We start from the raw sequence: 19,955 nt of genomic DNA, 5'->3' as shown, positions 1-19,955 counted from the left end.
GCTCTGACCCCATCGCGTGAACGTATCGCTCCCCTTGTCCAACAAGGGGAGCGATACGTTCACGCGGGTCAGGTGAGGCGGAATTCGGCGGTCACCCCGGAGAAGGGCGAAATCGCGCCGCTACCCCGAGCCTTCGACGCACCGAAGTGTTGGACTCGATACGTACCCGCCGGAGTATCGGCCGGAACATCCCACGTGATGCGAACGACGGAACCGTTGCTCCCGACCCGGCGCCAGTGCAGTTTGGTGGACCAGTCGTTGTCGTCGGCGACCCGTGTCCAGGATCCGCCGGTATTTCGCTGGATCTCGTAGAAGGTCCCGTTTCGGTGAGTGTCGTTCTTGGGGTGGCCGGTGACGAACTCGACGGCAACCTGCGCACCCGGTGAGCTGTCGCCGGGCTGGACGGTCGCATCGCCGAATTGTGTTCCCGGCAAGGGCTCGTCGAAGTCGACGCCAGGTCCGAAGCTGGGTTGGAACCCGGACAGGTCGGCCGGCGCGGGGCCGCGAGGAGGTTCGGTGCCGTCGCGCATCGCGGCTGCGAGAGCGGCGTACCCCTGTTGATAGGCCGGCAGTGTGTAACGGCCGAACATCGTCGAGCCGCCCTCGTACTGCTGCGAATCGTATTCCTGTGGCGTGGTGCAGTAGCTCGAGTACGAGTTCGCGTAGCCCTGGAAGATGACGTTCTCGAGCGGAACTCCAAGCTCCTCGGCGACGGTTCGACGCACTCGTAATCCGGAGACGATGGTGAATTCCGCAGGGCCACCGACGATGTAGAACTGGCCGATCCGCAGGATTTGGATCTTGAGTACGTTCGGCACCCATCCGCCCGGTGGCAGCAGGCCGACCGGAACGACTACGAGTTTGGGCGCCTGTGCATCCTGAAGCCATTGAGGCACAGGAGCATCCATGCCGCCCAAGGCGTCGATCATGGGGTTTCGGGTGCCCTCGGGGAAGATCGGAATTGCCGGCCCGTCCTCGACGCTTCCGGCGCTCATTGCCGCACCGATCGCTGCCGGTGCAGTGCGGTGCTCGCGCCCGTCCGGGGTGAATCTTCCGCTCACCACCTGATTTGCCATGTCCAGGTACATAATCCGACTGTCGACACCACCAGTGACGGTTTCGGAGGCCGAGCCGAAGGCAGTTTGAGCCGCCGCAACCTGGCGCAGCCCGATGATGCGTGCATTCTCGAATTCGTCCTCGGTCGGTCCGCGTCCGGGCTCGAGGAAGAGGTTCGGTGACATGTCGCCGCTGTTGGTCTGCGGAAAAGCGGCAATGAAGCTGGTGTCGCCGTCGAGGTAACGCACACCCCGGTCGTCGTGCTCCCAGAAGTACGCCGCGGCGCCCTTGTTGTCCCCGGAGATGAGATGGTTCTCGTTCGTGAGCGAGGCGCAGTGGGTAGCGAACCAGTTGATCGCCCCGATGTCCTTGCTGCCCCGACTGATCCGCATGACACGCATGTGGTGATCGTTGCCACCGGGGTAATAGGCCTTGTCCTCTTCGGGATTGAGGTCGAACGCCACTCGCGATCGGTTGACGCTGGCATCGGTGAGATCGGACCGCCCGAAACGGACGGAGCCCGGCGCCAGGTTCTCGTGGGCAGCGCTGATCGCCTCGACCATGCCGTTGACCTCGGCTTCGAACACCTGCAGTTCGAAGCCGAGAACTGCGAGGTTGTACGCGTAGTTGTGCGAGGCCCCACCACATGCCGCGTGTGAATGGATGGCCGTCAACATGACGTTGCGTTCGGTGTAGATTTCGCCGAATTTCCCAGCCAGCCGGCGTAGGACCTCGTCGTGAACGGACTGGAAGATCATGCAGTTGTCGACGCACACGTAGGCGACCCGTGACCCGCCGGACTCGAAGATGAAGGCGCGTGCGCGCATTCGCTGGTGCAGGCCTTCGGCGCGTTGGTCGAAGCTCGAGTAGCCCATCATGCCGACTTCGGCGACCGGTCCGGTCACGTCGGAAATTCCGACGCCCACCTGCAGTGACGCCGACGACTTGTCGGTGCGTGCGGATGAAACGGTGCGTGCCGGCGAAGCTGCGACGGCGTGGTTCGTCGACAGAGCGGCGAGCGCAGGTGCGGCGGCAGCGCCTGCCAGTACGGTGCGTCGGGTGATCTGCACGAGTGTCCTTTCGGGCGGTCTGACGCGAGTTGGTCAACCGTCCAGGAGTGTAGCCCGAGTCACACGTGACCGAAAGGGGTGCCGTCGGCCGACACTCAGATCGTTGTCGCCTCCCCGAACGTCATCGCCAGGTTTTTGATGGTCGTGGTCATCAGGGCCCGGCGGGGGAGTCCCAGTTTCCGAAGCTCCGCCGCCATCGGGTGACTACCCAGCTGAACCTCTGCTCCACCAGGGCGCGATTTGACGCCGGTCGGCGCCATGTCCCACGACGTGCACCTGGTTGCGCCGTCGAGATGCGAGTACGCGGCCAACGACATGTTGGCTCCGCCGCCAGGCACGCTGACGCCGGACTTCACACTCAACTGTGTGATGAGTTTGCCGTCGCGCGAGACGGATCCGCGCTTGACCGAGCCGACGTGCTCGGTGTCGAACTCGGCGAGCACCTTCGGGAATCCCCAGATTTCCCGGCCGGCGGCCTTGGTGAACTCTCCGTCCACCGGCAACTCGTGAATGAGTGCCCCTGCAGTTCCGGCAGCGAGCGAACGTAGATCTCCCAGCACCGAGGTTTCGGGAGGCGCAGTGTGGCTGCGCACCATGTACGTCACCCCGAATTCGTTGTACGGCCCTAGATCCCCATCGATGTAGTCGACAAAAACCAGGCCGCACAGCGCCCGGCCGGGACGGTATTGGAGGACGGTCAAGCCGGTGTAATCGATGATCGACTGCGCCGTTGCGCTGGGTACCGAGTACAACGCCATGAAGGCCGACGCGGTGCGAACTTCGACGGGCATCTCGACCTTCTTGCCCAGAATCGTGTAGCTCATGGCGCGACCACCCCGCGGAGTCCGTCGGATCCGTAGACGGGTTCGAGCATCGAGCGGAAATCCGGTCCGCGGCGCAGCATTTGGCCTCCGTCGACGTTGATGATCTGCCCGGTGATCCAGGTGGACTGCGGTCCGAGGAGGAAGGAAGCGAGTCCGGCGACGTCCTCGACCTCGCCGACGCGTTCGAGCGGAGTGTTGGCCAGGTAATCGTCCAGGATGGGGCCACCGTCGGTGATGAGCGCGACCAGATCCGTTCGGGTCAGACCCGGCCGGATCGCATTGACACGAATGTTGCTGGCGCCCAGTTCGTCTGCCGCCAATTGCACCAGGTGGTCGACGCCGGACTTCGAGACGCCGTACGCGCCGAACCAGCGATGTGTGTTGCTGCTGGCGATCGACGAGATCGCGACGATGGATCCACCGCCGCCTGCCGCCAGCGCCCGCGCGCCGTGCTTGATCGTCAGCATGGTCCCCGTGACGTTGAGGTCGACGGTGCGGCGCCACGCGTCGACGTCGAGTTGCGTGACCGGTGCGATGGTTTCGTTCCCGCCGGCGCAGGCCACGACTCCGTCGAGCTTTCCGGTGACGGAGACCGCCGCGGCAACAGCGGCGACGACGTCTGCCTCGATCGTGACGTCGGTAGGGGAGACGCTGACCGATCCTTCCGGACTCGACTGCCGGATCGATTCGGCGGCAGCTTCGAGTTTCTCCTTGTTGCGTCCGCAGATCGTGACGTGAGCGCCAGACGCAACCAGCGAACGAGCGATGCCCAGACCGATGCCACTACCGCCGCCGGTCACCAGTATCGATGTGCCGGTGAAAGTGGGTATGCCCGCTGAGGCGGTGTCGTCGTCCATGTGTGTCTCCTGGTCGTTGCTCCGGCGGGCTCGCGTGCTGATTCTGGAGGTTTTCCGGTTCGGCTTCGGTGAAAACGCCCCACGCTATATAGGAACAGGTTCTACTTATTGTGGCAAGGGTTGTGCGAGAGGTGGAGTGATGGCTACCAGACCGACCTTCGATTTGATCGACGGACGCTTCTACAGCGGAGACCTCGGGAATGTGCGCGACGCATACGCCTGGATGCGTGATCACGAGCCCGTGTACCGAGACGACGCCAACGGAATCACCGCGGCCGCGAGCTACGACGCCGTCGTCGCAGCCGAGCGGGATCCCGAACTGTTCTCCAACGCCGGCGGCATCCGTCCCGAAACGGGTCCATTGCCGCAGATGATCGACATGGACGACCCGCAGCACCTCACGCGTCGACGCTTGGTCAACGCGGGTTTCACACGTAAGAAGGTCGAAGCCAAGGCCGGCCGTATCCGGGAGATCTGCGATCAACTGATCGACGCCGTCTGTGAGAAAGGAGAAGCCGACTTCGTCGCAGACCTGGCCGCACCACTTCCCATGGCCGTCATCGGCGACATGTTGGGTGTCCGTCCCGAGGAACGCGCGTTGTTTCTGCGGTGGTCGGATGATCTGGTGAAGGCATTGGGAAGCAACGCTTCCCAGGAGCAACTGCAGGCCATGATGGCTGCGTATGTCGACTTCACCGCGTACATGATGCGAACCATTGCCGAGCGGAGGAGCGAGCCGGCCGACGATTTGGTGAGCACATTGATTCACAGCGCGGTTGACGGCGAGGCCCTCTCCGATCAGGAAATCGTCAACGAGTCCCTACTGATACTCATCGGCGGTGACGAGACCACACGGCACGTCCTGAGCGGCGGCATGGAGCAGCTGCTGCGCCATCCGGACCAGCATCGAGCGCTGGTCGACGATCCCGATGCCATTCCGTTGGCTTTGGAGGAGATGCTGCGGTGGTCGTCGCCGATCAAGAACATGGCTCGAACTCTGACCCGTGATACCGATTTCTTCGGTGCGCAACTGAAGGCGGGTGAGAAGATGCTGCTGCTCTTCGAATCGGCAAATTTCGACGAGTCCGTGTTCCTGAACGCCGAACGGTTCGATATCGGCCGCACACCGAATCCACACGTGGCCTTCGGCTTCGGAACGCATTTCTGTCTGGGTAATCAGCTGGCCAGGCTCGAGGGACGGATCATGTTCGAGCAACTCTTCGCCAGGCTGCCGGGAATGGCACTTGCCACCGACGCGCCGTTGCAGCGGCGTGCCGCCAACTTCGTGTCCGGTCTCGAATCGATGCCGGTGCGGTTTACCGCTTCGGCGCCGTCAGCCGGGTAGTTGGCAGTTGGGAGGCGCAGCATCTTCGGAGAGGGGGCTGCCCGCCGGATTGACGTAGACGACCTCGAGTACCAATGGTGTTGTCTGCGAGTTGTTTCCGATGTGCACATGATCTGAACCGCTCGGTTCGATCAAAGTATTTCCGGCGCTGTAGATCCCGTCGACGGAGCAATCGGATCGGTAGTGGCTCAACGTGCCCTGCGCGATCAGTGCGTAGAGCGTCCCGTCGTGGAAGTGCCAACCGGTGGAACCGCCGGGGTCGATGGTGATCTGACGCAGGATGTAGTCCTTGCCGTCGAAAGTCACCTGCCCGAGGATTTCACCGTGTACTCCCGTGCTCGGTGTTGCCGACGCATTGATCGGCGTCAGAGACAGCCCGATCGCTGCGGACACTGCAAGCAGAACCTGATGGCGTTTACGCATGAGCGGCCCTCCCAGACGGATGTGCTCCTGAGTGTCCTCCGTCGGCGCCCGGTTTATCCCAGTTTTCGTGGATCTTGCAGGGTGAAGGCAGAGGTATGCCCTTGAGTGGCGGTTACGCTCGTGCCATGCAGCAAGTCGCGACGAGGCGCCGGAGCCAGCCGCCGCCTGCGCGCTTCATGTTCGAGGCATTGATCGATCCGTACCGCCAGCCCGCCCGGCACTGGCTGGAACTGCTCGAGACCGAGGTCGAACCGGAGATCGTCAGGGCCGTAGAACCGGAGCTGGTGATCTGGTCGTCGATCTGGCCGGACCGCCCTGACGCCGTCATCCGATTCGACATCGAGGCGGTCGGAAACGGCACGATGCTGCGTTGGACGCTCTTCCTCGAAGATCCGATACCGTCGGAGGCGGAGGTCGTGCGGATGCGAAAGCGGCTCAACACCTTGATAAATGCGAATCTCAGGTTCAACTTCGGCCAATAAGTTGGATCACTGCCGCATTACTTGGTGTCGACTCGGCCGATCGGGTCGGCGTTGTCGCAGAACGCGGCCCGGGCCGCTGGCCAGCTGGTCTCATCGATGCGCAACGCGGTCCGAAGGTAGGCAGTACTCATCCGTTGGATGGCGGCGACCCGCTCTGGGTTCTCGTCAGTGGTCTCGGCGACTTCGTATCCGACGATTCCGCCGAGTGCGTGCTCGGCACCGTAGAAGGTCAGGAGGTCGGTGGCTCCGGGGCTGTGCGTGTAGGCGTCGGTGAACCAGTCAGGTCCGCGGCTGGACATCTTGGACTGGTCGTGGTCGCCCGCGACGACGAGTGTCGGCGTCGTCAGTTCCTGGAACGAGGGGCGCATGAACGGGAAGTTCGCCTGTGCGAACGGATGCAGGTTCTCGCCGCCGAGACCGGTTGCTGCGAACAGGATTCCCGCGGTGACGCGGCTGTCGGACATGTTCTGGCCGACCTGGCCGGCCTCGTCGAAGACCCTTGCTCCGAGGAGCGACTGAGCGGTTTGCCCGCCCCAGGAGTGACCAGTGACGGCAACTCGACTGCGGTCGATGCGGCCGGCAAGTCCGGGCACGGCAATTTCGATGGTGTCGAGCTGATCAAGGATGCGTGTGAGATCCGCGATCCTCTCGGTCCAGATCGTCGGGAAAACCGGGTGGTCGAACCCGAAACCGTTCCGGCGCGAGTCCAGATGTGTCGGCTGGATCACCACGAATCCGTGGGATGCCCAGAATGCCGTGAGTGGCGAGTATCCATCGAGGTTCCAGCCGTTGCCGTGGGAGAACACCACAACGGGGAGGTTCGTGCCTGCTGCCGGAGCAGACACACGTACTTCCAGCGGGACAGGTCGATCGGGGGCGAACAACTCGACGGGGGCAACGGAGACGACCGGGGTGCCGGCGCCGATGATGCCGTTCAGAGTGTCGATCATTGATGAGGTCATGGCAAGTTCCTTGCTGAGGCTGCACCCTGCGATACTGTTTATCGGAGCGTCGTTCCGCAACATTACGGAGCGGTGTTCCGTAATGCAAACATATGTTGTGAGTCAGCGAGGAGTGCACATGGCTGATGCCCAGGACGAGCAGTCGCGCGTCGCCTCTCCCAAGCAAGTCGGTCGCCCACGTCGAAGCGAGCAGGCGCTGCTCGACGCGGCGGCAGCAGTGTTCGTAGAGTCCGGAGTCGACGCTCCGGTGCGGGAGATTGCGGCGAAGGCCGGCGTCGGCATGGGGACGATCTACCGCCACTTCCCGACGCGTCCCGAGTTGGTGGTCGCCGTATACCGACACCAAGTCGAGGCGTGTGCGGACGCGGGCCCACAGATGCTCGCGGAGAGTGCAACGCCCGAGGCGGCTTTGCGGGCATGGGTGGCTTTGTTCGTGGAGTTCCTGGTAACCAAGCATGGGCTCGCCGGTGCACTGCAAGGAGACAGCGCCGGGTCCGACGCTCTGCATATCTACTTCGTCGACCGCCTCGTTCCGGTATGTGACTCCCTCCTCGCGGCAGCGCTCGAGTCCGTTGGCACTGCTTCGCGGGTCGATGCGTACAACGTGCTCAAAGGCATCGGGAACCTTTGTATCGGTGCTGGGTCCGATGCCCGGTACAAGGCCGAGGTCCTTGTACAACTATTCATCTCGGGCGTACTCGCGCGAGAGGTTCGTTGACGCTCGGCTCAGTCAGATCAACTCCGGATTCTCGGCGTACACCTCTTCGAGGATCGACATGTCGAACAGTTGGTCCGCCGTAATCTCCAGCCCCGCTTTCGACAGTGCCGCGATGTTCTGTTCGATCAGTTGGGGTGTCATCGTGAACAACCCGTTTGCTTTGGTATCTGCCGACACCACAAGATCGTTCTGTGCGGTGGCTTCCTTGATCTGCTCTTCGAGTTCCAGGTTCTGGTCCTTGCCGTAGACCTCGACGGCAAGCCGCGCCGACTCTGCCGGATCAGCGACCGCATCCTTCCATCCCTGGATCTCGGCCTTCAGGAATGCCTTGAGCTTGTCCCTCTCGTTGTCGATGGTGGACTGGAGAACCGTGAACGATTCGGCGACCAACGGCAAGTTGTAGTCCGCGAAGAGGAAGTGGGCGTTGGGGAAACCTTTGGCGGCCAGTGTGATCGGCTCGTTGGTCACGTAGGAGACCCAGCCGTCCACCTCGCCGTTTGCCAGGGGGCTCGGATCGAACTGCGCGGGCACGATCGTCATCTGGCTTTCGGTCAGGCCGTTTGCTGCCAGGAGAGCTCCGAAGACGAGCTGATTGGAATCCTGGACGCCGATCTTCTTGCCGATCATGTCCTGCGGTGAGTTGATCGGTGCCGCAGCGGAACTGACAATCGCAAACGGATTCTTCTGGAACGTCGCCCCGACGATCCTTGCCTCCAGTCCATCGAGCACAGCGGGGGCTGTGAGCTGCGGTGCGGACATTCCGATCCACACCTTGCCGGTGTCCAAGCCGGCTTCGACGCCGGTGCCGGCTGCGCCACCTGCCACCAGGTCTACATTCCCGAACCCGGCATCCTTGTAGTACCCCTTGTCGAGAGCGAAGTACTCGCCGGCGAACTCGATGTTCTTGATCCAGGACAGCTGCACTGCAACTGTTCCGAATTCGGAACCGTCGTCCGTGGTTCCGCCACTCGAACTGCTGGAGTCACTGCTACACGCGAGCAATGAGGCACTGCCGGCGACTGCGATGCCGGTCAGCGCGGAGTAGCGGAAGAAGGCCCTGCGGTCCAGCTGGCGGACGGGCTTGAATGGCGTCATGAATCGGAACACTAGGGCCAGTCGGTTTCGTTCAGTTTGCTTGGGAGAGAGAGTTTGTTGAGGTCGTGTTAACAGATGTCACGACTTGCCCGCCGAAGGACCGAAACGAGACAGAGCGATGTTTTCGAAGATCCCGACCACGGCGTAGAGGACGATCGACACCACGGTGATCACCACGATAGATGCCCACAATTCGTTGTACTGGTAGCGCGGAATGGCTTTGATCATGCTCGAACCCAAGCCTTGACCGCTACCGAGCCATTCGCCGATCAGTGCTCCGATCAAAGCGCCGGGCACTGACACCCTAGCGGCGGCGAACACCGCCGGAAGTGCGGACGGTACCGACACCATTCGCAATGCGGTCCAACGACTCCCGCCGTACGCAGCGATGAGGTCTTGTGCCTGAGCCGGAGCGGCGCGCAGACCGACCATGATCATGACCAGGGCCGGGAAGAACACCACTATCGCAACCATGACCGTCACACCCACGATTCCGCGGCCGAATATCAGGACGATGATCGGGGTCATCGCAACGAGAGGAACAGATCGTAGAAGCATTGCAACGGGCATGAAAGTCTGTTCGACAGTGCGGGAAACGACGAAGATCGATGCCACCACGAGCGCGGCAGTCATTCCGACGGCAAAGCCGACACCGGCGTCGCGCAGAGTGATGAACAGGTTGTCGATGATGCCCGAACGAGCGTCGGCGGATTTAGGACCGGAGAACAGGTACTCCCAGACGTCGGCCGGCGTCTTTCCCACACGCGGGCCGACCTGGGGGAAGGTGTTGAGGAAGACCACCCAGATGACAAGCAGCAGTGCCGAGGCGATGGCAATCGGAGCGAGGAATCTCAATGTTCCTCGTACCGCGGTCATTTCTGTGCTCCCGGAGCGCTCGTCCACGGGGTGACGAGCCGGGCGATCGCTGCGACGACGGCGTATCCCAGGCCGGCGAGCAAGGCGGCGGCGATGGCCATTCCCCACGTTCGCGGGACGTTGTACGATGTCTGAGCGGCCGTGAGTGCGACGCCGATCCCGCTGTCCACCCCGCCGAGATACTCTCCGAGGATGGCACCGAGTACAGCCGAGGGTGCAGCAATCTTGAGGGCGGCAAAGGTACTCGGAAGTGCGCTCACCAGTTGAACTTTGGTGAACTTCTGCCAACGCCCACCGCCGTAGGCGGCAACGAGATCGAGGCTCGTCTTGTCTGCCGATCTCAGGCCTGCGAGTGTGCCGACCATCGTGGTGAAGAAGCAGTACATCGCGGCGAGAAAGATCGTGGGGGTCCGGCCGCCGAAGACGACCAGGATGATTGGGCCAAGCGCCAACAGCGGTGTGCAGTAGCTCAGGATCGCCAATTGTGTGGCCAATCCCTCGATGGGCGGAATGAGGACGACAAGCACGGCAAGCGTGATCGCCAGCAGATTTCCCCAGAGAAAGCCCTGCAGCGCACCGGAAGCCGTGACGGTGAAATTGGGTCCGTAGAGCGACCAACCGTCGTCGAACATCGTCGAGACAACCACCCACGGCGTCGGAATCGTACCTCCCGCAACACCGGCCGCCGCCAGAATCCACCAGAGAGCGATCAGTCCGCAGATGCCGACTGCACCGCCGAACCACGTTGGACGCTTCAATCGGATCCGGCGCGGCACAGATGGCTGCGCCGCCGCGGTCGCGACGTTCTCGATATCGGTAATTGTCATGCGACGCCTGCTTTTCCGAAGAGCAGTCCGGAGAGGTAGTCGTGGATCTCGTGGAACTCGGGTGTACGCATCATCTCGGGAGTACGCGGGCGCGGCAGGTCGATCGGCACGACTTCGAGGACGCGTCCGGGCCTCGGCGTCATGACGGCAACGACGTCGGAGAGGAACACGGCTTCGGCGATTCCGTGAGTCACCATCAACGTGGTCGCCGGCTTCTCGGTCCAGATCCTGAGCAATTCGATGTTGAGTCGTTGTCGGGTCATGTCGTCCAGCGCGCCGAAGGGTTCGTCGAGTAGGAGGACACTCGGCTTGACCACGAGCGATCGTGCGATCGACACACGCTGACGCATACCGCCGGACAATTGAGCGGGCTTGGCCTTCTCGAATCCTTCGAGGCCGACGAGAGCGATCAGGTCGGCGATCTGGTCGGGGTCGGGATCGATGCCGGCAACCTGCAGCGGCAGTTTGATGTTGGAGGTCACCGTCCGCCACGGCAGCAAAGCCGAATCCTGGAAGGCGATTCCGAGTTCGCGGCGCTTGCGTAACTCGGCCGGAGACTGTCCGTTGACAAGTGCTGTTCCCGACGTCGGAGTGTCGAGGCCCGCAAGGATGCGGAGAACGGTGGACTTCCCGCATCCGGACGGCCCGAGCAGAGACAGAAAGGAGCCTTCGCTGGTTTGAAGGGACACGTCGGTCAGCGCGGTCACCGACCGACGACCCATCTCGAAGGTCTTGCCGAGGCCGGAGATGTCGAGACCGGTTCCAGCGGGGCGAGGTGTGGTGACGGGACTGGTCATTCCCGCACAGTACGAACGTCCGGTTGCGGTCATGTTGCCTGCGCGTCACCGCTGCGTGAGGCTGGTTCGGCGTCTCCTGTCACAGCGCCGTGGTGAGATGGACGTCTGGACGGAGTGAGGGGAGCGAAGATTGCTGAAGTTGTACCGGGCCGAGCGTTCGGACACCTTGGTCTCGGCGTTGGCCACGCTCCTCCGTACACCGCTGTCGGATCCATTCGCCCGGGAAACTGTTGCGGTGCCGGCCAAGGGCGTCGAGCGTTGGCTCAATCAGCGGCTGTCCTCCCAGCTAGGCACGTCCGGACCGTCAGCAGTGGACGGAATTTCTGCGAACATCGCGTTTCCATCACCCGCGCGCCTGGTCGCGGAGTCCGTGGCCGCGGTCAGTGGAATCACGGCTGACGACGACCCATGGTCGCCGACGCGATTGGTATGGACGGTTCTCGACGTGATCGACGAGTCCCTCGGCGAGCCCTGGTGCGGAGTCCTGGCGAAACATCTCGAAGGCCATCGTGAAGGTCGACGGTTTGCCTCCGCCACACATGTCACCGAACTCTTCCGCAGTTATGCCGCGCAACGACCACAGATGCTGATCGACTGGGCCGCCGGGCGGTTGACCGACGGACACGGATTGGCGCTGTCGGAGGATTTCGAATGGCAGGCACGTCTGTGGTGCATCGTCGCGGACAAGATCGACGTTCCGGGGCCCGCAGAGCGACTGGGGCAAGTGAGCCGCGCGCTGGTCGAGGACCCGGCCTTGGTCGACCTACCGGAACGTCTGTCGGTCTTCGGGCCGACCCGGCTGCCGGTCGATCAGCGAATGATCTTGAGCGCACTCAGTGCGAATCGGGACGTGCACATCTGGCTCCCGCATCCCAGCCCCGCGCTGTGGACCAAGATGAGCTCGCGCATACCGCCTCGAAGTGAGAGCACGATCCGACGTTCGGAAGACGGGTCGGCGCTGATATCCGCCAATCCGTTGCTGTCGAGTCTTGCTCGCGACGTTCGTGAACTTCAGATCAGCCTCGGTGCCGCCGAGTTCGAGTCGGTGCATCTTCCCGAACCAGCCGGCCCGAAATCCCTCCTGGCGACGGTCAAGGCCGATGTCATCGCAGATCGTGCTCCCAGCGTTGCAGCGGAACCGGACGGGACAGTTCAGGTCCACGCTTGCCACGGGCCGGCACGGCAGGTCGAGGTGCTCCGCGAATGCCTGCTCCGATTGTTCGAGGACGACCCGACATTGCAGCCGCGCGACGTACTCGTGATGTGCCCGGACGTCGAAACGTACGCACCTTTGGTTCGTGCTGCATTCGGGCAAGGCGTCCATGGCCACCCGGGGCATCTCCTTCGAGTAAGGCTGGCAGACCGCGGATTACGTCAGACCAATCCTGTCCTGGCCGTTCTCGGCTCTCTCCTCGAATTGGCCGACGGCCGGGCTACAGCCAGTGAGGTTCTCGACCTGGCCGCGACCGAGCCTGTCCGCACACGTTTTTCGTGGGGCGACGACGAGTTGGAAAGACTGCGGGAATGGACGACGGAAGCGGGTGCTCGCTGGGGAATCGGTAGTCGGCAGCGTGCCACGTTCGGTCTCGATGCATTTCCGCAGAACACCTTCAACACCGCCATGGACCGAATCTTGTTGGGGGTCAGCGCGGACGAATCGGAAAATGCCTGGTTGGATCTCGCGCTGCCACTCGATGACGTGGACGGCACAGACATCGATCTGAGTGGTCGTTTCGCAGAGTTCGTCGATCGCCTGGCAGTCTCGCTTCGCGATCTTGCCGGCCCACATTCGCCGGCCGAATGGCTTCGTGTGCTGATGCGGGCCCTGGATCTGCTGACCGACACTGCGCCCGCAGATTCCTGGCAGAGCGCGGGGGCCCACCGCGAACTGGTAGCTGCTGTCGAATTCGGCGGAGAGACGGTGTTACGTCTGGCCGATGTTCGCGCGATGCTCTCGCGCAGCCTCGCGGGCAGACCTACGCGTGCCAACTTCCGAACCGGCGAACTGACGGTGTGCACGATGGTTCCGATGCGTTCGGTGCCGCATCGCGTGGTCGTTCTGATCGGGCTCGACGACGAAGTGTTCCCTCGAACCGGTGGAGTCGACGGCGACGACATCTTGTCCCGTGATCCCGTTGTGGGGGAGCGTGATCTGCGCAGTGAAGACCGGCAACTGCTTCTCGATGCCGTGATGTCTGCGGGTGAGCATCTGATTCTGTTGTATACCGGTGCCGATCCGGTCACCGGCGTCGTCAGACCACCGGCGATCCCCCTCAGTGGCCTCCTCGACGTACTCAGTGCGACGGTGGGCCCGGAAGCGATCAACGGGGTGCTGACTCGACACCCGTTGCAGTCGTTCGACAATCGAAACTTCGCGCCGAACAAGCCGTTCAGCTTCGACACGGCAGCGCTGGCCGGTGCCAGGGCTGCTGCCGGAACACCGATCGAATTGCCGACAGTCTTGTCGGCCAAGCTACTCGAGGTGCATCCGAAGGAAGTGAACCTTGCCGACCTGGTGAACTTCCTCGTACACCCCGCCCGTGGTTTTCTGCGCCAACGCCTCGGCGTCCGGGTACCGGAACTCGACGACGACATCGCGGATTCGCTGGCAACCGAGCTCGATCCACTGTCCACCTGGGCTCTGGGTGACCGGATGCTTCTCTCGCGCTTGGCTGGACGCAGCTCGGCGGATTTCCGTGCAGCCGAGTGGCGCCGCGGTACTTTGCCGCCCTACAACCTGGGCGCCTCGGTTCTGGGCAACGTCGAGTGGGTGGTAGACCAACTTGCCGGTCTTGCATTGCCACACCTCGAGGGCGACTCCGAGGCTGTCGACGTCGACATCGACCTCGGTGACGGGCGTCGTCTCACCGGAACGGTAACCGGTGTGCACGGCAATTCAGTGGTGCGGGCGTCGTATTCCTCACTGGCGCCTAAACATCGAATGACGGCCTGGATAAACCTGCTCGCCTTGAAAGCGCACGGACGACCCGGTGCGCTCGATGCAGTCTCCATCGGACGGGGCCGGGGAAAGATAGCAGCGGCACGGTCGGTGCTCGATGCGCCAGGCAATGCGGCCGAGATCCTGCAGCAACTGGTGGACCTACGCGAGCGGGGGCTGCAGCGTCCGTTGCCGATGTGGGCCGCTACTTCAGCCGAATATGCGCGCCGACGCTTTGGTGGCGAGTCGGTCGACGATGCGACAAACGGTGCGGACACCCAGTGGACCGGGCAGTACGGCGAGATGATCGATCCGAGCAACGCTTACGTTTTCGGAGAAGCTCGAACACTGGCGGAGTTGGCTGCGGATCCGCCGTCGGACGACGAATTCGTCTGGGCCGAGGAACCGACTCGATTCGGAGTTCTCGCCCGACGACTGTGGGATCCGTTGCTGACCAACGAAAGAGCGGAGTAACCCGTGGACTTCGACCTTTTGGGGCCGCTACCGACCGGCACCACGGTGTTGGAAGCGAGCGCCGGAACTGGCAAGACCTACGCGATCGTCGGACTCGCAACCCGTTGTGTTGCCGAAGGTCTCGCTGACATTTCGCAAGTTCTGCTGGTGACATTCAGCCGGGCCGCCACTCAGGAACTTCGTGAGCGTGCCAGGGAGAGGTTCGCCGGAGTGTCCGCCGCTCTGGTCGACCCGGAGGCGGCGAGGCGGTCGGATGATGATCTGGTGTCGTACCTCGCCACAGCTGACGACGAGGAGATCGGCGTGCGGCGTCGTCGACTCCTGCGCGCTCTCGCGGAGTTCGACGCCGGCACCATCACGACAACCCACAGTTTCTGTCAGAGGATGCTCGACGGACTCGGCATCGCCGGGGAACGCGAACCCGACACAACTTTTGTGGAGTCGGTCGACGACCTGATCAGTGAGGTCGTCTCGGATTTGTACCTCAGCCGCTACAGCCGGACGGACTCGTCTCCACCGTTTTCCACGAAGGACGCGCTGGCGATTGCCCGAAGCGCAGTCGGCGATGGTCAGGCAATTCTCGAACCCGACGGCGAGGAGGAGACCGCTCCCGGTCAGCGAGTCCTGTTCGCGGCGGCTGCTCGTCTCGAGGTCGAACGACGTAAGCGGACCAAAGGAATTCGCGACTTCAACGATCTGCTGACGCTGTTGCACGGTGTATTGACGGATCCGGAATACGGCCCCGTCGCGTGCCGTCGGGTGCGCGAAAAGTTCAAGGTCGTGCTGATCGACGAGTTCCAGGACACCGATCCGTTGCAGTGGGACATTCTGCGGTTGGCCTTCCACGGTCACACCACCCTGGTCCTGGTCGGTGATCCCAAACAAGCCATCTATGCGTTCCGCGGGGCAGAAGTCCTGAGTTATCTCGATGCGGTCAATCAGGCGGATGCGCACCAGGAGTTGACCACCAATTGGCGCAGCGATCCAGGGTTGTTGGCGGCACTCGAACACCTCTACGGCGGCGCCGCACTGGGTAACGAGGGCATCGTCGCGCATCCAGTAGAGGCTTCGCACAAGAAGTCTCGGTTGTCCGGCCCGGTGCCGATGCGTGTACGCCATCTGCCGCGTACCGGAGCCGGACCGCTCAATCGTTCGGGATTTCCGGCCGTAGGCAGACTTCGCAGTCGCGTCGCGGACGACGTCGCAGCAGACGTGGTCGGACTGCTGGGCAGCGATGCCCGCTTGGCAGTCGACGGTGATCCGCGCCCGGTCGAGCCGGGAGACGTCGCGGTATTGGTGCGCACCCACAAGCAGGTGGCGATGATTCGCGATGCCCTCGATGCCGTAGGTGTACCGTCCGTATTGACCGGCGGTTCCAGTGTTTTCGCGACACCCAGCGCAACACAGTGGCTGTGGCTGCTGCAGGCGATCGAGCAGCCACACCGGTCTGATCGCGTCCGGTTGACCGCCCTCTCTCCGATTTTCGGGCGCACCGCCGAAGAATTGGACCTCGACGGCGACAACGTCGTCGCGGAACTCGCGGGTCAACTGCGCTCATACTCCGGGTTGTTCGCGCGCGTCGGGTTCGCAGCCGTGTTCGAAAGGATCTCCGCCGAAACGAATCTGGAGAAGCGTGTACTCGCGGCCCCGTCCGGCGAACGAGATTTCACCGATCTGCGGCACGTCGCACAACTTCTCGGCCGCGTCGCCACCGAGGAAGCGTTCGGGTTGAGCGCATTGGTTCGCTGGCTCTCCGATCGGATCAAGGACCCGACGTCCGGGAGTGCCACCGACAGAAGCCGTCGCCTCGACAGCGATGCTGCCGCTGTACAAATCGCAACCGTGCACGCCACCAAAGGGCTCGAATTCCCGATCGTCTACGTCCCGTTCAGTTGGGAGAGCGTAGGCGGCTTCAACTCTCCGACGCAGTTGTTGCACGATCCGGATGGGCGCCGCATCCTCGACGTCGGTGGGCAGGAAGGCCCGGGGCACAACGCCAGAAAGACTGTTGCGGAGGCTGAAGAAGCGGGCGAAGAACTGCGGCTGCTGTACGTGGCGCTGACCCGGGCGCAGTGCCAACTAGTGCTCTGGTGGGCGCCAAGCTACGGGACCTCACGCTCGCCACTGCACCGGTTGATGCTCGGACGTACACCCGGCATCGCCGAACCTGCTCGGGTAGTGAAGGTGCTCGACGACGGTACAACCGCAGCACGACTCGCGACGTGGCCGGCAGCAGCTTCCGATGTGATCTCGGTGGAACCTGTTGGTCCACATCCACCGTCGCCCGTCCAGTGGTCCGGTGCAGCCGCGAACGTGACCGAACTGGCCGCGGCGCGTTTCGATCGAGACCTGGACACTCTCTGGCGTCGTACGTCGTACTCGGCACTGACCGCCGGAGCGCACCACGCGGTCACGAGCACCGACAGTGAGGTAGAGGATCCCGAAAAGGACGACGAGCCAGAGGATTCCGTAGACGTCGGGACCGTCACCCCCTCGCCGCTGGAGGCGTTGCCTTCACCGATGAACGGTCTTCCGGCGGGCGCCGCATTCGGCACGCTGGTGCATGAAGTGCTCGAGGTGGTGGACACGGCTGCTTCAGACCTGAGAGCGGAACTCCGTATACGCTGCGCCGAGGCGGTCTCGGTTCGGGCGGCCGAAGTCGACTCCGAAGCACTCGCGGATGCGTTGTTGCTGGTGATGCAGACTCCACTGGGATTCGGAACCTTGGCCACGATCGCGCCGAAAGATCGTCTTCCCGAACTCGATTTCGAACTCCCACTGGCCGGTGGCGACGATCCGGTGTCGATGAGTGTCACACTTCGCGGAGTGTCGGAACTGTTGAGGCGCCACCTTCCCCCGGACGACATTCTGGCGTCGTACGCCGACCATCTTGACCGTGTCGAGACGTCACCGATGCGCGGGTTCCTGACGGGCAGTATCGACGCCGTCTTGCGGATCCCGGGCCCGTCGTTCGTGATCGTCGACTACAAGACAAATCGGCTGGGCCGCGGCGATCTGACGGCTGCCAACTACACGCGCGAACTCATGGCGACGGAGATGATGCGCTCGCACTATCCCTTGCAGGCACTGCTGTATTCGGTTGCGCTGCATCGGTATCTGCGGTGGCGACTGCCCGACTACGATCCGCATCGCCATCTCGGGGGTGCGCAGTATCAATTCGTGCGTGGGATGCTCGGCCCGGACAGTCCGCCGGAATGTGGTGTATTCGAATGGAAACCGCCTGCTCAGCTGACGGTTGAACTATCGGATCTGCTGGCCGGTCTTGATGCGTCCCACACAGTAGGGGAGAAGATTCGATGACCGAGGCGCAATTGGCGCAGCGCGCCAAAGGGATCGTGCGAATCTTCAACGAAGCCGGGGTTCTGGTTGCCGCCGACGTTCATGTCGCGACGAGAGTGTGCAGCCTGGGCGGTGAAACTTCCGAAGAAGTGATGCTAGCCGCGGCGTTGGCAGTTCGGGCCGTGCGATCAGGTTCGGTGTGCCTCGATCTACGACGGATGCGTGATGTGAGCGTCGACAATGCGACGGAAGACGAACTCACGTCGTTGCCGTGGCCCGAACCGTCGGAGATCGTTGCCGCCCTTCGCCTGAGCCCTCTGGTGATCGGCGGCAACGCCGGACCGCTCAGGCCCCTCCGGTTGGTCGACACGGACGACGGTGAGCTTCTCTACCTCGATCGGTACTTTCTGCAGGAGCAGACGATTCGGCGAGTGCTCGACGAGCGTGCGTCCACGTGGCCGCCCGCCGACCTGAAAGCGGTCCGAACGCGCCTGGATTCGCTGTTCGTCGACGAGAACGGGCCGACCACCGCCCCTGATCGTCAACGGATAGCCGCTGCTCTCGCCGCGACACAGTGGACGACGGTCATCGCCGGTGGGCCCGGAACCGGCAAAACCCATACGGTCGCACGTATTCTCGCTCTCCTGTCGGAGGAACTGGGTTCGAAGGCTCGCATCGGGCTGGCCGCACCGACGGGCAAAGCCGCAGCACGTCTGCAAGAGTCCGTACGTGAGCAGACCGCGAGCCTTGGCCTTCCCGAAGAACTAGCGGCCATGACCCTGCACCGGCTACTCGGTTGGCAGCGGGGGAGTTCGAGCCGTTTCAAATACAATGCGACCAACAGACTTCCATACGACGTGGTCGTCGTCGACGAGACGTCGATGGTCTCCCTCACCTTGATGGCGCGCCTGCTCGAGGCCGTTCGCCCCGATGCCCGTCTGCTGCTTGTCGGCGATCCCGATCAGTTGACCTCAGTCGACGCCGGCGCTGTTCTTGCTGACCTTGTCGCCCGCCCGGTAGAAGTCAGTGGAAATCCGGCGCTGACACAGTTGGTGGGTGACGATCTCACGGCCACTGGTTCCGAAGAGGCGCTGAGTGCGGATGAGCAGGATCGTCTGCGGGGCGGGATCATTCAACTCTCACGTGGGCGCCGCTTCGACGGAACCATCGCGTCGTTGGCCAGGGCAGTTCGAGCGGGAGATTCCGCTGAGGTTCTGCGCATCCTGCGTAGTGGCGATCCCGCAGTCTCCTTCCATTCTCCCGAGGACGTTGACGCATTGCGCGCCGATATCGTTGCGAGTTCAGAGGTGGTGACGAGGTCGGCTGAGGAGGGTGATGCGATCGGCGCCCTGAAAGGCCTGGAATCGCACCGCCTTCTGTGCGCGCACCGTGACGGACCGTACGGTGTCGGGCGGTGGGCGCAGCAGGCGATGGAGTGGGTCGGCACGGCATCAGGGCAATTCCTGGATCCGACGAGGTGGTATCCGGGCCAACCCCTGTTGGTGACGGCCAACGACTACGAGGCCAAGATCTACAACGGGGATGCCGGGGTGATCGTGCAGCGTGAGGATGGCGTTCCTATTGCCGCATTCCAGCGGGGGAGTGATGCGTTTCTGATTCACCCGAGCCAACTCTCGTCGGTGCAGACCGTTTACGCGATGACGATTCACCGGAGCCAGGGCAGCCAGTACGACACGGTATCGGTGATGCTGCCGGCCGAAGCGTCGTCACTACTGACCCGGGAGTTGCTGTACACGGCGATCACTCGCGCCAGAAACCATGTGAGGGTAATCGGCACGGAGGATTCCGTGAGGGCGGGAGTTCAGCGACAGGTGCTCAGGGCAAGTGGGCTGCGTCGGGAGATCCGTCCGTACGACGGGCCGTGAAAGTCGGATGTTGCGGATTCTCTTG

General features: G+C 63.0%; 15 protein-coding genes. 6 read left to right on the top strand and 9 right to left on the bottom strand.

What is annotated here, in order from left to right; genetic code table 11:
* Positions 1 to 68 precede the first annotated feature (68 nt).
* The 3 genes from ACKAMS_RS08450 to ACKAMS_RS08440 form a co-directional block, all read right to left on the bottom strand.
* Positions 69 to 2,126, bottom strand: coding sequence for a neutral/alkaline ceramidase (locus tag ACKAMS_RS08450; RefSeq protein WP_408988878.1), 2,058 nt, complete (start codon positions 2,124 to 2,126; stop codon positions 69 to 71).
* Positions 2,127 to 2,221: 95 nt separating this feature from the next.
* Entirely contained in the window at positions 2,222 to 2,950 is a 729-nt protein-coding gene (locus ACKAMS_RS08445; RefSeq protein WP_007734116.1) for an acetoacetate decarboxylase family protein, read from the bottom strand.
* A complete protein-coding gene (locus tag ACKAMS_RS08440; protein ID WP_336505094.1) occupies positions 2,947 to 3,807 on the bottom strand; it encodes an SDR family oxidoreductase in 861 nt (286 codons plus the stop codon). The genes ACKAMS_RS08445 and ACKAMS_RS08440 overlap by 4 nt, the downstream gene beginning before the upstream one ends.
* Positions 3,808 to 3,946: 139 nt before the next feature.
* Here ACKAMS_RS08440 and ACKAMS_RS08435 point away from each other — a divergent pair, with 139 nt between their 5' ends.
* On the top strand, positions 3,947 to 5,152 hold the full coding sequence (locus tag ACKAMS_RS08435; RefSeq protein ID WP_020968438.1) for a cytochrome P450: 1,206 nt from the start codon (positions 3,947 to 3,949) through the stop codon (positions 5,150 to 5,152).
* Here the strand turns inward: ACKAMS_RS08435 and ACKAMS_RS08430 are convergent.
* Positions 5,141 to 5,575, bottom strand: a complete 435-nt coding sequence (locus ACKAMS_RS08430) for a cupin (RefSeq protein WP_003945598.1) — start codon at positions 5,573 to 5,575, stop codon at positions 5,141 to 5,143. The two genes, ACKAMS_RS08435 and ACKAMS_RS08430, sit on opposite strands and share 12 nt — an antisense overlap.
* 125 nt (positions 5,576 to 5,700) lie before the next feature.
* Between ACKAMS_RS08430 and ACKAMS_RS08425 the strand changes: the two genes are divergently transcribed.
* Positions 5,701 to 6,057, top strand: coding sequence for a hypothetical protein (locus ACKAMS_RS08425; protein WP_408988877.1), 357 nt, complete (start codon positions 5,701 to 5,703; stop codon positions 6,055 to 6,057).
* Positions 6,058 to 6,074: 17 nt separating this feature from the next.
* On the opposite strand, the gene ACKAMS_RS08420 is transcribed toward ACKAMS_RS08425, so the two are convergent.
* A complete protein-coding gene (locus tag ACKAMS_RS08420; RefSeq protein WP_097387874.1) occupies positions 6,075 to 7,019 on the bottom strand; it encodes an alpha/beta fold hydrolase in 945 nt (314 codons plus the stop codon).
* 118 nt (positions 7,020 to 7,137) lie between these two features.
* Here ACKAMS_RS08420 and ACKAMS_RS08415 point away from each other — a divergent pair, with 118 nt between their 5' ends.
* On the top strand, positions 7,138 to 7,737 hold the full coding sequence (locus ACKAMS_RS08415) for a TetR/AcrR family transcriptional regulator (RefSeq protein WP_408988876.1): 600 nt from the start codon (positions 7,138 to 7,140) through the stop codon (positions 7,735 to 7,737).
* Positions 7,738 to 7,749: 12 nt separating this feature from the next.
* Here ACKAMS_RS08415 and ACKAMS_RS08410 read toward each other — a convergent pair whose 3' ends face one another.
* The 4 genes from ACKAMS_RS08410 to ACKAMS_RS08395 form a co-directional block, all read right to left on the bottom strand.
* The gene (locus tag ACKAMS_RS08410; protein WP_070385860.1) at positions 7,750 to 8,832 is read right to left on the bottom strand and encodes an ABC transporter substrate-binding protein; all 1,083 of its coding nucleotides are present in this window, start codon (positions 8,830 to 8,832) and stop codon (positions 7,750 to 7,752) included.
* A 78-nt stretch (positions 8,833 to 8,910) separates the two neighbouring features.
* Positions 8,911 to 9,708 carry an ABC transporter permease gene (locus tag ACKAMS_RS08405; protein ID WP_070385825.1) on the bottom strand — a complete coding sequence of 266 codons (798 nt, stop codon included), beginning with the start codon at positions 9,706 to 9,708 and terminating at the stop codon, positions 8,911 to 8,913.
* On the bottom strand, positions 9,705 to 10,535 hold the full coding sequence (locus tag ACKAMS_RS08400; protein ID WP_003945560.1) for an ABC transporter permease: 831 nt from the start codon (positions 10,533 to 10,535) through the stop codon (positions 9,705 to 9,707). The genes ACKAMS_RS08405 and ACKAMS_RS08400 overlap by 4 nt, the downstream gene beginning before the upstream one ends.
* On the bottom strand, positions 10,532 to 11,365 hold the full coding sequence (locus ACKAMS_RS08395; protein ID WP_020906250.1) for an ABC transporter ATP-binding protein: 834 nt from the start codon (positions 11,363 to 11,365) through the stop codon (positions 10,532 to 10,534). The genes ACKAMS_RS08400 and ACKAMS_RS08395 overlap by 4 nt, the downstream gene beginning before the upstream one ends.
* 97 nt (positions 11,366 to 11,462) lie before the next feature.
* Here ACKAMS_RS08395 and recC point away from each other — a divergent pair, with 97 nt between their 5' ends.
* From recC to recD, 3 genes are read left to right on the top strand one after another with little or no spacing between them, the layout of a single operon-like run.
* Positions 11,463 to 14,744 (top strand): exodeoxyribonuclease V subunit gamma, encoded by a 3,282-nt coding sequence (gene recC, locus ACKAMS_RS08390; RefSeq protein WP_408988875.1) that lies wholly within the window; start codon positions 11,463 to 11,465, stop codon positions 14,742 to 14,744.
* A gap of 3 nt (positions 14,745 to 14,747) precedes the next feature.
* Positions 14,748 to 18,065, top strand: coding sequence for a UvrD-helicase domain-containing protein (locus tag ACKAMS_RS08385; RefSeq protein ID WP_408988874.1), 3,318 nt, complete (start codon positions 14,748 to 14,750; stop codon positions 18,063 to 18,065).
* Complete coding sequence (gene recD, locus ACKAMS_RS08380) at positions 18,062 to 19,930, top strand: exodeoxyribonuclease V subunit alpha (RefSeq protein ID WP_336505085.1); 1,869 nt, start codon at positions 18,062 to 18,064, stop codon at positions 19,928 to 19,930. Before ACKAMS_RS08385 ends, recD begins: the two co-directional genes overlap by 4 nt.
* The last annotated feature ends 25 nt before the right edge of the window (positions 19,931 to 19,955 follow it).

The sequence above is a fragment of the Rhodococcus sp. 5A-K4 genome (assembly GCF_046097995.1).
In the GTDB taxonomy this organism is placed as follows: Bacteria; Actinomycetota; Actinomycetes; order Mycobacteriales; family Mycobacteriaceae; genus Rhodococcus_F; species Rhodococcus_F erythropolis.
This window is presented reverse-complemented; position numbering and strand designations above follow the sequence as displayed.

Excerpts from the sequence above, each read along its gene's own strand:
- ACKAMS_RS08425 (WP_408988877.1), top strand. The coding sequence starts at position 5,701 with ATGCAGCAAGTCGCGACGAGGCGCCGGAGCCAGCCGCCGCCTGCGCGC.
- ACKAMS_RS08430 (WP_003945598.1), bottom strand. The coding sequence starts at position 5,575 with ATGCGTAAACGCCATCAGGTTCTGCTTGCAGTGTCCGCAGCGATCGGG.
- ACKAMS_RS08395 (WP_020906250.1), bottom strand. The coding sequence starts at position 11,365 with ATGACCGCAACCGGACGTTCGTACTGTGCGGGAATGACCAGTCCCGTC.
- ACKAMS_RS08410 (WP_070385860.1), bottom strand. The coding sequence starts at position 8,832 with ATGACGCCATTCAAGCCCGTCCGCCAGCTGGACCGCAGGGCCTTCTTC.
- recD (WP_336505085.1), top strand. The coding sequence starts at position 18,062 with ATGACCGAGGCGCAATTGGCGCAGCGCGCCAAAGGGATCGTGCGAATC.
- ACKAMS_RS08400 (WP_003945560.1), bottom strand. The coding sequence starts at position 10,535 with ATGACAATTACCGATATCGAGAACGTCGCGACCGCGGCGGCGCAGCCA.
- ACKAMS_RS08440 (WP_336505094.1), bottom strand. The coding sequence starts at position 3,807 with ATGGACGACGACACCGCCTCAGCGGGCATACCCACTTTCACCGGCACA.
- ACKAMS_RS08435 (WP_020968438.1), top strand. The coding sequence starts at position 3,947 with ATGGCTACCAGACCGACCTTCGATTTGATCGACGGACGCTTCTACAGC.
- ACKAMS_RS08405 (WP_070385825.1), bottom strand. The coding sequence starts at position 9,708 with ATGACCGCGGTACGAGGAACATTGAGATTCCTCGCTCCGATTGCCATC.
- ACKAMS_RS08445 (WP_007734116.1), bottom strand. The coding sequence starts at position 2,950 with ATGAGCTACACGATTCTGGGCAAGAAGGTCGAGATGCCCGTCGAAGTT.
- ACKAMS_RS08420 (WP_097387874.1), bottom strand. The coding sequence starts at position 7,019 with ATGACCTCATCAATGATCGACACTCTGAACGGCATCATCGGCGCCGGC.
- ACKAMS_RS08415 (WP_408988876.1), top strand. The coding sequence starts at position 7,138 with ATGGCTGATGCCCAGGACGAGCAGTCGCGCGTCGCCTCTCCCAAGCAA.